The 15,219-nt window shown below is 65.2% G+C and carries 4 protein-coding genes; all 4 read right to left on the bottom strand.

What is annotated here, in order from left to right; genetic code table 11:
* Nucleotides 1-461 precede the first annotated feature (461 nt).
* The 4 genes from ACQ4L4_RS19155 to ACQ4L4_RS19170 are packed head-to-tail and all read right to left on the bottom strand — an operon-like array spanning nt 462 to nt 15,057.
* Nucleotides 462-914, bottom strand: a complete 453-nt coding sequence (locus ACQ4L4_RS19155; protein ID WP_431100489.1) for a hypothetical protein — start codon at nt 912-914, stop codon at nt 462-464.
* A 12-nt stretch (nt 915-926) separates the two neighbouring features.
* Nucleotides 927-1,295 carry a hypothetical protein gene (locus ACQ4L4_RS19160; protein WP_431100490.1) on the bottom strand — a complete coding sequence of 123 codons (369 nt, stop codon included), beginning with the start codon at nt 1,293-1,295 and terminating at the stop codon, nt 927-929.
* A gap of 15 nt (nt 1,296-1,310) precedes the next feature.
* Nucleotides 1,311-6,887 (bottom strand): RHS repeat-associated core domain-containing protein, encoded by a 5,577-nt coding sequence (locus ACQ4L4_RS19165; RefSeq protein ID WP_431100491.1) that lies wholly within the window; start codon nt 6,885-6,887, stop codon nt 1,311-1,313.
* A gap of 55 nt (nt 6,888-6,942) precedes the next feature.
* The gene (locus ACQ4L4_RS19170; RefSeq protein ID WP_431100493.1) at nt 6,943-15,057 is read right to left on the bottom strand and encodes an IPT/TIG domain-containing protein; all 8,115 of its coding nucleotides are present in this window, start codon (nt 15,055-15,057) and stop codon (nt 6,943-6,945) included.
* Nucleotides 15,058-15,219: the final 162 nt, after the last annotated feature.

Genomic DNA, 15,219 nt, shown 5'->3' on the forward strand with positions numbered 1-15,219 from the left:
GAGTACTAGGCCGACCACGCAGAGGAGCACGAACAGCGCGGCGGATGCGAGCCTGAATGCGCGCATCTTGTTCATTTGACGAGCGACCTGCTCGGGCCAAGCTTCCGTGCCTCTCGCAAACAGAGCTTCGCCCCCAGCGCGAATGCAAGAACCAGCGCACCACATGAGACGCCCACAAAGACTTGCTCCGACACCATGACGCCATTCGCTGGCAGCCACTCCCGGAAGAAGTCGATCTCGACCGGCTTGGCCGCGCAAGGGACACAAGCAACGGCGAAGCACCATGCGGCGAACCATCGGCTACTTGGCTTTCGGTTTCGGCTTTGGATAAACGAGGGGAATGGGGCCATTTGCGGGTCCGATTGGAGGAACACCCTTGCCCGGTGTCAACTGAAGGTGCCAATGATCGCGCGCCGGACTGTCGACTCACTCGGACGCATTTGCGCGCAGCTCCGACCACTTCAATTCGGATTCATCGGATCCGCGTGCGGTTCAAGCGCAATTCCGACCGTGTGCTTGAACGAGATCATTCCGATCGGCCAGCTCGAGAAGAAGAGCGTCGCATCCTCGCCGTAGGCCTCCAGATTCACGTACATCATCAGGACGTGCCCTGAATCGAAGTCCGACCTCACTCGTCGGCGCTTCAGTGAAATCTTCAACGACATCAGCTGCGTGCCGAGGAGCCCCCACAGACCGTCCCGGTTCTCTTGCACCGACCCGTCCGACGTGGCGAAAAGATCATCGTCGCGCGCCAGTTTCCAGTCGCAGAGATAGACGCGCAAATAGGCCGGAGAACCGCCAGGCGTGCGACCACCCAGCATGACACAGCTGCCCCAATACTGATCGACCTCGTCGAGCCGCAGAGGGAGCTCCGATTCAATTGCGGCGAGCAATGTGGCATGGACCTCCTTCACAGCCAACACATGCTATTTCGCTGCGGTGAAGCCGAAACATGTGTTTTCGAATCGATGGAAGTCTAATTCAAGAAAGCTTTTCTCGATGACCGCCTCAAACCTCACGCCGAAAACTAGAAGATACTTATATCCAACACCTTGCGCGAGATCGTTGTAATGATCGTCCAGTGAAAAAACAATTCGCCCCGCCGCTTCCTCCAAAGTCTCTCCGCCCCGAATCGGGAACCACGTCGCGGCTATTAATGGAGATTTACTCTTCAAACGATTCTTCAGTTCCACATGAGCGGACGTATCAGCAAGCCACACAGGCATGCATTGCGCGAGCCCCTCTACGGTCATCACACTGCCTTCGTCCATAAACAATGCGACGGTTTCATTCATATACTTCCTCTCAGTTCATTTACAAGCAGGATTTCCCCGCCCACGCGGCCAAGGCGAAAAACCTCCCTCCGGAACTTCGCGCCCCTTCGGACCCCAATTGTGGTTGTGCGGTTGACCTTGGCCATGGTCATGGTCCCAATCGATGTCCACCTCCGGTCTGCCATTGGGACCATAAAGTCGCTCCTGACCACTACCTGGATTGGTGTGCCAGGAACCAGGAGTACCCTCATTCGGCGTCTTCGATTGTTGTGATATCCACCATGCAGCGCCAAGAACGAGAACCTCTCCAACATAGGGGAGTGCCGGAATAAGGCACATTGGGCACAAACCCGAAGGGTCCGACCGGCTAATTGGATCGCCGCCTACATATGCATAGAGATTCGACTGCCCCGAACTCCATCCGATCGGATCCTCCGAAATGAATCGACTCAATTCAGGGCTGTAGTAGCGCGCTCGATAATAGAGTAGACCGTTTTTGTCACTTTCTCGACCTGTAAATTGGCCATCGCTCATATCGCTTCCAACTAATGCCGCGCGGCCATATGCGCTATAGGTGTTGCGGGACACCACCATCTGCTGTGCATCAGTTGTAGCCAAAGTGCTCCCCAATGCGTCGATTAAAAGATGATTTGACATCCCTCCACGGTAAACAGCATACAACTCGTCGAGATTTAGCCCTCCCACATGGGCCACCGGCACACCATTCACTATGGTCTGCGCCAGATTTGCACCGTCGGAAACAAACAGGGTGGTAAAGCCAGCTACTGAACGTGACAACCTTCGTCCAAGACTATCATATTGATAGGTTGTGGCATTCTCCCCACTTACGCCTACCAGCCGATCGCGCTCATCCCAGACGTAGATCCTCTGCCCATCATTAGTCAAATTTCCATTTGAGTCGTAACTCAAGGTCTGCCCGTTACGTTTGATCAGGCGGCCATTAGAATCGAATTCCGTATTTAGTACCTCGGCATCAACTGTCGCGCCGACAAGACTACCTTCGACCGAGACTCGTCTACCGCCAGCGTCATAACTATAGTTAATGTCTTCAAATACCACGCCATTAGAGTTTGCATAGGAGATGCCCAAAATTTGACCACGAGCGTCATAGGAATATTTCCGCACAATCCCATTCGCCATGAAAACTCGGCTCCGCCTGCCGACTTCGTCATAGCTAAAAATAATCTCCTGAGCGGTATTTCCGTTAACTGAACCGGCATCTTGCGAGATCCTTGTGATACGGTCGGCGGCGTCCCAGGTGTAACGCACAGTCGGCTGCCCCGAAACTGCAATCGACTGCCGGCGGCCGCCTGTGTCATATGTGTAGCTTACCGTTCCGTTTTGTGAGGTCTCGCTCAACAGCCGGTCAAAGTCATCGTAAGTGCGAACGATGGTTCCAGACACACTATCTACGAATTGCGTTGCGCGATCCGCCTTATCCCAGGTATAGCTGACCGTGCTTTTGAATGATGAAGGGTTGCTCTCGGTTGCGCCAAAACCCACTTTCACTGGGCGTCCTAGGCCGTCGATGGACACGATCGACTTCAATTGACCTTTGCGATCTACTCGCTGGCTGTCTATCCCCCCGGGTTCGTAAAGACGCTTGCTTGTCTGCTGCAACGCGTCCTTCCGAGACAGCTGCCGATCTCTTTTGTCATAGGTGAATGACGTTACGTTTAGATTTTCATCTGTTTGAGCCAGCACATTGCCATTGGCGTCGTATTGAAGACGCATCGTGCCACCCATGGAATCCGTCAGGCTAATCAGACGATCCATGGCGTCGAAAGCCGCGAATCGAGAGTTGCCTAATGAATCTGTGATGCCCTTGATTCGACCCACCGAATCCGCGAACAGTGTTGACCTATTTCCTAGCGCATCGATATAGGCGGACAAATCTCCGCCTGTATAAGAGAACGTCGAACGGTGATGCAAAGCGTCTTCAATGCCAATGAGCTTTCCTTGATGGTCATAGCTAAGCTTCACGGCCTCGCCCATGGCGTTCTCAATCCGTGTCAAGTTGCCCGACGCGTCGTACTGCATTGACGAGGCATTGCCATTGGCGTCGATCAATGTGATCGGTCTGCTGTAGATTGTTTCGTAGACCGACGACGTGTTTACCGCATTCGCAGTTCCCGCTAGCCGGGTCGTCTTGGTCACGTTTCCGAGTGCGTCGTACTCGTATGCGGTTTTCCGCCCTAAGGCATCAACCTCGTTGAGGATCTGGCCCGTGGCGGCGTCCCGGTTATAAAGTCGGGTCTGCTCTTCCGGCAGTCCGACTGCCTCGATCTTCTTCGCCAGCTTCCCCTGTTCGTCAAACACGAGCCGAGTCACCGTCCCGCGCTGATCTGTCACATCCACCTGATTCACCACCGCCGTATCGACGGTCTGCTGGCAACTACGGGAGGCATCCGTGAGGTCGATGCCGGGCCCCCCGCCGCTGACGAAACAGGTGAACACCGTGCGCGGAGGAATCTTCGTCAGCGTCGTGCCGTAGGCGAAGCTCATCGTGGTGCCGTCCGCATACGTCTGCTTGGCCACGCGGCCCGCATCATCGTAGGCGTTGGTCACCATCGTGTTGCCACGCTTGTCCACCACCGTCAGCATCGCCGTCATCGACGTAATTCCCGCCATGGACTTCGATGGATCCAGGACCTTGGATTCGTAGGTGTACTGCCGGCTGTTATTCAGGGGATCCGTCGCCTTGATCAGGCGTCCCTGCGTGTCGTACTCGTACTTCCACTCGCGCGCGATGTCGTCCGTGATCTTGGTGATACGGCTGACCGTGTCGTAGGTCAGCGTCACGGTGCGCCCGTTGGGCGACGTCACCTTAGTGAGATTGCCGCTGGATCGCGACAGCGTCGTGAGGTTGCCGTTGCGGTCCTTGATGGCGATGGCGGCCGCGTTGCGATAGTCCGCCGCGTTGTAGGACATCGGGTAGTAGTAGACGGTTCCGTCCCGCAACGTGATGCTCCACGTCGCACCAGGATAGCTGGCGTCCCACTTCAGGATTGCACCCGTGTAGAGCCCCCCAGAGTAGTCCTGGCTCTTGTACACCGCGTCGGTGTAGCTGGTCCCCGATGAAACGCGTTGGAACCACACGTGTCCGCCATTCGAGAGCACCAAGTTCTGATAGGTGTACGGATAGGCATTGCCCACCAGGAAGGTGTCGTAGCTCAATCCCGTCCCGATGCCGAAAGCGCGCGAGGTCTCGTCGGCCTGGCGGAACGAACGGCTGATTGTGATCGGCATGACGTCGTTGATAACGACGTCGGTCTCGTTGTTGAGGAAGAGGCCTGTGTACATGTCCACCGGGTCGCCGCATTCGCAACCATCGGTGTCCGGTCCGAGCGGCGGCGCGATATCCGGCTTCGCAATCATGGCCCCCGTGAACTCATAGATCACCACACCCGGATCCGGCACCACCTGCTTGCCGTCGGCCGACACCGCGCCCTGACCGTACATGAACCACCCGCGCTCCTTCGCGTCGTAGTCCCAGAAGTTCACCCGCGTGCCCGGCTTGGAGCCCGCGAAGTTCGGGTAGATCAGCTGCGCGCCCTTGGCGCTCTTCGCATCGATGCCCACCAGGTGCGACCCGCCCGGCTGCACCGTGAAGTACACCGGCACCGGGAACGCCGGCAGCGGGAACGGCGGCTGGTCCACGGGGATGGCCGTCAGGCTCAGCTCCGTGACGATCTTGCCCTGCGTGTCGCGGATCACCGTGCCCGCGGGGATGCGCAGCTCCAGCCCCGGGACCGCCGGGTTGGTCAGCACCACCGGAGCGGTCGTCGGCGACGCGATCGTCACCGTGTGCGCCGTGTCCAGCGGCGTCATCCAGCTCACGAACGGCAGCGCGTTGTCCTCGCCCGCCGTGACCTCCATGCCGTACTCGTAGCGGCCGTACTTGTAATCGCCGTTGTTGGCCGTGCCCCCGTCGATCACCAGGATCTGGCGGCCCGACGGCGCGTTGCGCAGCGTGAACTCGCCGTTGGCGTCCGTGCGCGTGCGGCGCTCGCCGATGGCCAGCGTCACGTTGGCCAGCGGCTTGCCGTTGAGCCGCAGCACCTGGCCGCTGACCGACGTGCCGTCTCCGACTCTCGACTGCGGCGCGCGCGGCAGCCGCTTGGCCGCCACGTCCGCCGGACGCAGCTTGGCGAACGCTGGGTCTCCGTGCAGCGCCCAGCGCACGCGGGCCTGCTGCGGCATCGTGCGCTCGGCCTGGTGCCGGCGTCCACTGGTCCAGTTCCCGCCGAAGTTCGATTGACCCGGGATCCAGCGCTCGTCCTCGTCCATCACCACCGGCGCCGAAGCAGCCGGCGTCGGCTTGGGTGCCGCCGTCACCGGCGCGGGGGTCGCAGCAGCGCTGCCGGGCGTGACCCCATTGCCCTTGCCCGGCTTGCCCAGCGCCGCGGTGCGGAAGCCGATGGCCTGCATGGGCAGTGCCTGCCCGAACTCGTCCTTGGCGCCTTGCACGAACAGCGTGAATGCCGCGTTGGGCAACAACTCCTGGCGCGGCGTCACGAACAGCAGCACGCCGCCTTCGACGCCGACGGCGTCAAGCTTGACGGCGCCGTTGGGGCCGACCAGGGTCACCGTGGCCGCATTCAAGCTGCCCACGTCCATGCGCTTGCTGAAGCGCACCATCAGTCGTTGCGCCACCGGCACCTGCGCCGCGCCGCTGGCGGGCTGGCTCTCCAGCACGGCAGGCGCCGCAGCGCTGCCCAGCGACTGCGCCGCCTTGGCCGCGACCTCCGCCGTCACCGCGCTCCAACGCTGCGTTGCCGCGTCGTACAGCGCACCGCGTGGCAAGGCCTGACCCTGCGCGTCCGCGCCGCCCCACAGCAGCACGCCGCCTTCGGGCAGCAGTGCCGCACGATGCTGTTGGCGGGTCACGCTGTCGCTCGCGCGTTCGATACCGCCGGTCAACGGGTCGTAGACCTCGACCTCGCGCACCGCCGCGCCCTTTGCATCCACGCCGCCAGCGATGAGCACGCGCCCGTCCGGCAGTACGGTGGCCGAGTGGCCGCTGCGAGCGAGCACGCCTACTGCGCCCAGCGCATTGAAGCTTCCGCTGACAGGATCAAAGCGCTCGGCCACGCTCGTGACCGCACCGCCCGCCGACGTGCCACCCAGCACGAGCACCGTGCCGTCGGGCAGCAGCGTGGCCGTGTGGCCGCTGCGCGCCACGTTGAGCTGCGCGCTCAGCGCCGTTGTGCCACCCTTGACCGGGTCAACGCGCCATGCTCCTGCAGTGGGCTTGCCGCCTGCGCTGGAGGTTCCGTTCGAGGTCCCCCCTGAACCACCGCTCGAGCTGATGCTCGCTGTCGCGCCCGCCGTTCCGCCCAACAACAGCCAGCCGCCATCGGCCAACTGCGTTGCGCTCTGTCCCGTCGTCGCCGCGGGGCGCGCGCCCAGCAACTGCAGCACAGCTGCGGCCGCCGGCGAGTTGGCCGTCGACATCGACTGCCCCTGCGCACCTTGCGCCGCATTCGCGGCATTGACCGGGTACGAGGACATCGTCCCCAGCAGCATCACGCCCGCCAGCCCCAAGGCCGTCGCCAGCCGCGACACCGAAGTCATCATTCCTGTTTTCATCGCCACCCTCTTGCGTGAATCTCTTGTTCGCGTGTGCTTGGATCGCTCGATCCGCTCACTGCATCGTCAGCGTCACCGACGCGCTCGCGCCGAAACTAGGATCCACCACCACCGTGTAGGTCCCCGCGGCCAATGTCCCGAGACTGAGCGTGCCTCCGCTGGTCGAGTAATTGCTGCTCGCCACGATGGAGCCGCTCGCGTTGAGCACCTGCACCAGCACGTATTTGCCAGTCGGCGTCGTCGACGGCGTACCCACGACCAGCGATCTCGCCCCCGCCGGCACAGTCACCGTCAGCCGGCCGTTCTGGCCATGGCGCACTGTCAGCGGATACGGCGTGCCCACCACCATCGTTCCCGTGACATCGCTGCTCAGCGTCGCCGTCCCGGCGGTCACGGACGTACCGTTGGCCTGGAAGCGAATCAGATACGAACCCGCCATCGTGTTGGTCAGGTTCCATTCGCAACCGCCGTCGCTGCCGTAGCAGGTCCTGGTGTTGGTGTTGCCGTCCGGCCCCTGCACGATGACGTTGGCCGTTCCGGTGGTCGCCAGGCCGCTGACGCCAAGGCCCAGGTTCTGCCCGGCCATAGCCTTGAACACGTAGCTCGCCGCCGAACCCACCGCCATCGGCACTGGCAGGTTCACCGACGCACCGTCGGCGACGATGTCGTCCGCCGGGTTGAGCGTCGCCGTCATCGTGGCAGCCGCCCCGTACTGCGGGTCCAGCACCAGCGTGTAGGTGCCGTTCGTCGGCAGGCTCGCCACGTAGATCTGGCTGCCATCGTTCGCCTGGCCACCTGACGCAGTCGTGATCAAGGTTCCGTCCGGTCGATACAGCGTGGCGTAGATCGTCCGATTGACCGGTGTCGTCGACGCCACCGTGTAGCGCAAGGTCGCCGGCTGCCCCGCCGTGCCGGTGAAAGTCAGCAGCCCGTTCTGCCCCGCGCGCAGGCTCAGCGGCTTCGGCGTTCCCGCCGTCAACGCCCCGCCCGCATCGTTGCTCAGCGTGACGGCCCCGGCCGTTACCGTCGAGCTGTTGGTCTGGAAGCGGATGAGGTACGACCCCGCCACCGCGTTACGCAGGTTCATTTCGCAACCGCTGTCGCCTCCGTAGCAGCTCCTGTTGTTGCTGCTGCCGTTCGGACCTTGCAGGCTGAGGTTCGCCGTGCCGGTGGTCGCCAGACCGCTCACGCCAAGGCCCAGATTCTGTCCGGCCGTGGCTCTGAACACGTAGCTCACCACCGTGCCCGCCGCCATCGGCGCCGGCAGGTTCACCGCCGCGCCGTCTACGACGATGTCGTCCGGCGGGTTGAGCGTCGTCGTCACCGAGGCGCCAACGCCGTAGTCAGGGTCCAGCACGAGCGTATACGTGCCGGTGGTCGGCAGGCTGGCGACATGGATCTGGCTGCCATCGCTCGACGGCGAACCATAGTTGAACGTCAGCGAACTCCCGTCGGGCCGATACAGCGTGGCATAGACATTGCGCACGCCGGGCGAGGTCGACAACACCCTGTAGCGCAGCGTCGCCGGTTGACCCGCAGTGCCCGCGAACGTCATCCGCCCATTCTGGCCCGCTCGTAACGTCAGCGGCATCGGCGTGTTGGTGCTCAGCGCGCCGCCCACGTCATTGCTCAGCGTGATGGCGCCGCCGGTGATCGTGCCGCCATTGATCTGCGCGCGGACGAGGTACTGGCCGGCCGTCAGGTTGGGCAGATTCAGGCCGCAACCGCCGTCGCCCGGATAGCAGTTCGCACTGACGATCGTGCCCGCGGCCCCCTGGACCGACAAGCTCACCGACCCGGTCCCGGTCAGACTGCCGAGGCCCAAGCCCAGGCTCTGACCCGCCGTGGCCTTGAAGGTCAGGCTCGCCGCCGTGCCCGTCGCCATCGGCGCCGGCAGGTTCACCGCCGCGCCGTCTACGACGATGTCGTCCGCCGGGTTGAGCGTCGTCGTCACCGAGGCGCCAACGCCGTAGTCAGGGTCCAGCACGAGCGTATACGTGCCGGTGGTCGGCAGGCTGGCGACATGGATCTGGCTGCCATCGCTCGACGGCGAACCATAGTTGAACGTCAGCGAACTCCCGTCGGGCCGATACAGCGTGGCATAGACATTGCGCACGCCGGGCGAGGTCGACAACACCCTGTAGCGCAGCGTCGCCGGTTGACCCGCAGTGCCCGCGAACGTCATCCGCCCATTCTGGCCCGCTCGTAACGTCAGCGGCATCGGCGTGTTGGTGCTCAGCGCGCCGCCCACGTCATTGCTCAGCGTGATGGCGCCGCCGGTGATCGTGCCGCCATTGATCTGCGCGCGGACGAGGTACTGGCCGGCCGTCAGGTTGGGCAGATTCAGGCCGCAACCGCCGTCGCCCGGATAGCAGTTCGCACTGACGATCGTGCCCGCGGCCCCCTGGACCGACAAGCTCACCGACCCGGTCCCGGTCAGACTGCCGAGGCCCAAGCCCAGGCTCTGACCCGCCGTGGCCTTGAAGGTCAGGCTCGCCGCCGTGCCCGTCGCCATCGGCGCCGGCAGGTTCACCGCCGCGCCGTCTACGACGATGTCGTCCGCCGGGTTGAGCGTCGTCGTCACCGAGGCGCCAACGCCGTAGTCAGGGTCCAGCACGAGCGTATACGTGCCGGTGGTCGGCAGGCTGGCGACATGGATCTGGCTGCCATCGCTCGACGGCGAACCATAGTTGAACGTCAGCGAACTCCCGTCGGGCCGATACAGCGTGGCATAGACATTGCGCACGCCGGGCGAGGTCGACAACACCCTGTAGCGCAGCGTCGCCGGTTGACCCGCAGTGCCCGCGAACGTCATCCGCCCATTCTGGCCCGCTCGTAACGTCAGCGGCATCGGCGTGTTGGTGCTCAGCGCGCCGCCCACGTCATTGCTCAGCGTGATGGCGCCGCCGGTGATCGTGCCGCCATTGATCTGCGCGCGGACGAGGTACTGGCCGGCCGTCAGGTTGGGCAGATTCAGGCCGCAACCGCCGTCGCCCGGATAGCAGTTCGCACTGACGATCGTGCCCGCGGCCCCCTGGACCGACAAGCTCACCGACCCGGTCCCGGTCAGACTGCCGAGGCCCAAGCCCAGGCTCTGACCCGCCGTGGCCTTGAAGGTCAGGCTTGCCGCCGTGCCCGTCGCCATCGGCACCGGCAGGTTCACCGCCGCGCCGTCCACGATGAGGTCGTCTTGCGGATTGAGCGTCACCGACACCGAGGCTGCGCTGCCGTACTCCGGATCTAGCAGCAACGTATAGGTACCGTTCACTGGCAGGCTGCCGACGGCAATCTGATTGCCGTCGCTCGACACTGTGCCGCTGTTGCTGGTCAACACCACGCCATCCGGGCGATACAGCGTGGCGGAGATGTTGCGGCTCGCCGGCGTCGTCGATGTCACCGCGTACCGCAATGTGGCCGGCTGGCCCGCCGTGCCCTCGAAGCTCACTCGCCCGTTCTGGCCTGCACGCAGGGTCAGCGGCAGCAGCGTGTTCGCGGTCAATGGTCCTCCCACGTCGTTGCTCAGCACCACGGTGCCGCCCGTGGTCGTGCCGCCGCCGGCCTGGGCGCGGATCAGGTAGGCCCCGGCAGGCAGGCCCGTCAGGTTGACGCCACAGCTGCCTTCGGCCGGATAGCAGGTGGCCTGCCCGTAAGACGTGGTGCCCGTGTCGCCACCGACGACCGAGAACACCACATAACCACCGCTGCTGCTCACGCCGGAGAGCCCCACACCGAGGTTCTGGCCCGCCGTCGCGTAGAACAGCAATCCCTTGCCGGTCGTCGCAGCCATCGGCACGGGTAGCGCTACCGGATCGCCGTCGATGGCGATGTCGGCAGCCGGATTGAGCACCATCGACAGGCTTGCGGCACTGCCGGTCTCAGGGTCGACAAAGACGATGAAGTTCCCGCTGGCCGGCATGGCCGGCACGCGCAGGTAGCCGCCGTCGCCCGACGTCGTCCCGTTGACCGAGGTGACCAGGACCCCGTCCGGACGGTAAAGGGACACACCGACATTCAAGCCGGCCGGCGCGGTCGTCATGTTGCGGAATCGCAGCGTCACCGGCTGACCGGCCGTGGCCGGCAGAACCAGACGGCCATTCTGGCCGGTGCGCAGGTTCAGCGCGACCGGTGTGCCTGCGCTGAGCGTGCCCGTCGCATCGTTGCTGAGCGTGACCGACCCGGCGGTGACGCTGCCGCCGTTCACGCGCGAGCGGATCAGATACGAGCCCGTCGCCGGCAGCGTCAGGTTGAGGCCGCAGGCCCCCGTGCCGCCGCTGTTGGCATAGCAGGTAGCCGACGTCAGCGAACTGGCGCCGGCAGGTCCCTGCAGTTCCAGTGCCACGTATCCCGTACCGGCCAGGCCGGAGAGTCCTACGCCGACGGACTGACCCGCCGTGCCGCTGAACTGCAGCGTCTTCGCACTGCCAGCCGCCATCGGCACCGGCAGGCCCACCGCAGCGCCGTCCGGCACGATGTCGCCGGCGCCGTCGACCACCACGGACAGCGCGGCCGCCGCGCCGTACTCCGGATCGACGAAGACGACGTAGTTGCCGGTGCTCGGCAGGCTGGGTACGTGGATCTGGTTGCCGTCCGAGCTGGTCGAACCGCTGACCGTCGAGATCACCGACCCGTCTGAGCGCAGCACCGACAGGTTGACGTTCAACGCAGCCGGCGTGGTCGACAGGTCCTTCATGCGGACCGTGACCGGCTGTCCTGCGGTGCCACCGAAGCTCAGCGTCGCGTTCTGACCGGAACGAAGCGTCACCGCCCGCGGCGTGCCCGCCGTCAGCGTGCCGGACACGTCGCTGCTGAGGGTCAGCGTGAGCGAGCTCACCGCCGTGGCGCCGACCGGGACCGCCCGGACCAGGTAGTTGCCGGTTGTCGGCAGGCGGCTCAAGTTGACGCCGCAGGGGGCGACGCCGGCGTAGCAGGTGGTGCCGGACACAAGCGGCGAGCCGTCCGGCTTGTAGACGTACAGACTGACGTAAGAATTCGCCCCGCCCGAGAAAGTTAGATTGGTCAAACCCAGGCCCAGGTTCTGGCCGGCGCTGCCGGTGAACGAGGCGTAGAGCCCCTTGGTGCCTCCCAGCGCGGCAGGGGCGCCGTCGACGGGCAGCGGCACTACCGGGGTGTTGCCCAGCAAGAGCGCGCCCGTCAGCGCCGAGCCGTACGACGGATCGACGAACAGCGTGTAGTTGCCCGTGCCCGGCAGCAGCGGCGGCGTCATGCCCGTGCCGACCGACGCGGCATTCAACGTCGACTGCCAGACGCTGCTGCCGCTCGGATCGAGCAGCGTCAGCATCGCGGCCTGGCCGGCCGGCGTCGTGCTCAGCGTGCTGAACGTCAGCGTCAGTTGCTGGCCGGCGGTTCCAGCGATCGTGTAGCGTCCGTTCTGGCCAGTACGCAGCGCGAGGTTGGTGCTGCCATCCTGCGGCAGAACGCCGATCGCATCGGTGCTGAGCGTGACGTTGGCGGTCGTGATTGGCGCGCTGTTGCCGACGAGCTGGATCCTGTACGTGCCGGTGGCGGGCACATTGGGCAGGTTCACCTCGCAGTTGCCACCCGGGTTGGCGCTCGCGCAAGTCGCACTCAGCCAGACCGAGCCATTGGGCTGGACGATGCGCAGCGTCGCGGTGCCGCTGACACCCGTGGCGAAAGCCAGGCCGCTCACCCCCAGGCCGAGATTCTGGCCGGCGGTCGCGGTGAAGGTGCCGTAGCCGCCGGTCGTGGCCGCGATGTTGACGGTGGCGCCATCGACGGCGACGGGCGTCGCCACCGGCTCGGACAAGGCCTGCACGGTCGCCCCCGCGCCGAAGCCCGGATCGACGAACACGGTGTAGGTCCCGGTCACGGGCGCCGACGGGATCGTGAACGCCATGCCGTTGCTGCTGGTCGACAGAGTCGTGGATCCCACGTTCAAGCCGTCGGGACGCGACACGTTGACCGCGATGCTGACGCCCGCGGGATCGGAAACGCCCTGCCCCACCCACAGGTTCATCGGTTGGCCCGCCGTGCCTTGCACGGTGAAGCGGCCGTTCTGTCCCGCCCGCAGCGTGGCCGTGGCCGGCGTGGCCGCCGTCAGCGTGGTGACCTTGTCGCTGCTGAGGACGAAGGTCGCGGCGCTCGGTTGAGCGGCGGAAGTCGAGATCAGCTGCACGCGGTAGAGACCGGTCGCCGGGAGGTTGCTCAGGTTCAGATCGCAGCCGCTGGCCGGGCTGGCCGACGAGCAGCTGGCCTCCGACAGCACGCTGCCGTCGGGCTTGCGGACGGTCAGCGTCGCCAGGCCGCCGCCGGGGAAGCTCAGCCCCGTCAGGCCGAGGCCCAGGTTCTGCCCGGCAACGCCGTTGAACACGAGATACGCGCCTGGCGAGGCCGCCAGCGACGCCGGTGCGCCATCGACCGTCAGCGTCGTCACCGCCGGGTTGAGGACCAGTTCGAGGTTGCCCGACGCCCCATAGGCCGGATCGACGAACACGGCGTGATTGCCGCTCTGCGCGGCCAGGACCGTCAGGTATCCGCCACGCACGCTCGCCGCCAGCGACTGCGTGAAGGCGGACGAGCCGTCCGGCTTGAGCACCGTGACCGGAATGTCCACCGACGGATTGGTTGCATGGTTGCCCAGCCAGACGGTGGCGACCTGCCCTGCCGTAGCCGCGAAGGTGATGCGGCCGTTCTGGCCAGTGCGCACCGCCAGCGACTGCACCTGGCCATCCACCAGCGTGCCGGTCTTGTCACTGCTCAGCGTCAGCACGCCTGCGGCGATGGGCCGGTTGCCCGCGGGGTTGAGCACGCGGATGGCGTAGGCACCGCTCACCGGCAAGCCGCTCAGGTTCAGTTCGCACGCTGCGCCGGGATTGGCCGTCACGCAGCTGGTGTTGCTCTGCCACACCGTGCCGTCGGGCTTGGCCACCTGGAGCGTGACCGCCGCGGTCGCGCCCGTGCCGGTGAACGTCAGCCCGCTCAGCGACAAGCCCAGGTTCTGTCCCGCCGTGCCCGTGAAGGGCACCGACGCGGTCTGCCCCGGGAACACGTCCCGGATGGTCGTCCGGCCCGCATCGATCGCGAAGCTCTGGTCGACCGTCGCGGCCACCTTGAGCGTGGCCGCTGCGCCGGCATCGAAGAACACCGCATAGGTACCCGCCGCGGTCAGCGTCGGCAGATAGGCCTGCGGCTGTGATGCGCTCACGCTGCCGGTGGCCAGTTGCGTGCCCTGCGGTCCGTACACCGCATAGCCCAGCGCTCCGCCCAGCGTGCTGCCGCTGGTGTCCAGCGTGACGAGTTGATTGATCGTCCCGTCGAAGATCACCGCGGCGTGCTTGCCTGCGGCCGGGATGCCCAGCGTCGCGCCCGCGCCGCCCACGGCGATGCGCGTCCACGCGGCCACGTTGCTCGGCGTGCGGTTGTCCGGCACGGCCAGGAAGTCGGCGGTGCTCAGCGCGTTGCCGTAAGGCGTCGAGAGCGTGAGGCGCCCGGATGATCCGACCGACGGTACCTTGGTCGTCAGCGTCGTGGCCGTGGCGGCACTCAGCGTCGCCAGGCCGCTCGTGTTGAACAGCAGCCGGTTGTCGGACGCCGTCGTCTGGATGTTGGTGCCCGTCAAGGTCACCACCGTCCCGGTCGTGCCCAGCACCGGCGTGAAGCTCGCGATCGTCGGCGTCTTGCTGCTGACCACCGTGAACGGCTTGGCGGAGGTCACGCTGCTTCCGCCCGTGGTCACCCCCACCGGCCCGGTTGCGGCGCTCGCCGGCACGGTCACCGTCAGTTGCGACGCCGTCGCGGCGGTGACGATGGCGCTCGCGCCGCCGACGGTCACGGTGTTGCCCGCGATGCTGGTCGCAAAGCCGCTGCCGTTGACCGTCAGCTTGCTGCCCGGCGCGCCCGACTCCGGCGTGAAGCTCGTGATGCTCAGCGTGCCCGCGTTGACCGCGCGCACCGCCGTGATGTTGCCCGCCGCGTCGTACACGTACTGCGTGCCGCTGCCATTGGGCAGCACCACCTGCACCAGCCGGCCCAGGTCGTCGTACACGTAGCCCGTGGCGCGCGCAGCGCTCCACCCGGCCATCAGCAGCGCGAGCGCCACCGCGCCCCAGCCACCCGCCAATACGCCGCGCCGCATGCCGCGATGCACGCCGCGCTTGGTTGACACCACCAGGTCTTGCCGAGTCGAGCTCACTTGAAACTCCCTGTCCGGTCACCGGCGGGGAGTACGGGCGCACGCGCGCAGCAAGACCTGGCACCTCACGGCGCAAGTCCTGTCACTAGCTCAGCGGCTTCCTCCCTGCCGATTCCGTGTTTGCTTTGGAATCGTTCCCTTTTGCCGGCGGTTCATTCTTCG

The sequence above is a fragment of the Roseateles noduli genome (genome assembly GCF_050626985.1).
In the GTDB taxonomy this organism is placed as follows: Bacteria; Pseudomonadota; Gammaproteobacteria; order Burkholderiales; family Burkholderiaceae_C; genus Roseateles; species Roseateles noduli_A.

What these genes read in the sequence shown, in the direction of transcription:
- ACQ4L4_RS19165 (WP_431100491.1), bottom strand. Translation starts at nt 6,887, where the DNA reads ATGAAAACAGGAATGATGACTTCGGTGTCGCGGCTGGCGACGGCCTTG.
- ACQ4L4_RS19160 (WP_431100490.1), bottom strand. Translation starts at nt 1,295, where the DNA reads ATGAATGAAACCGTCGCATTGTTTATGGACGAAGGCAGTGTGATGACC.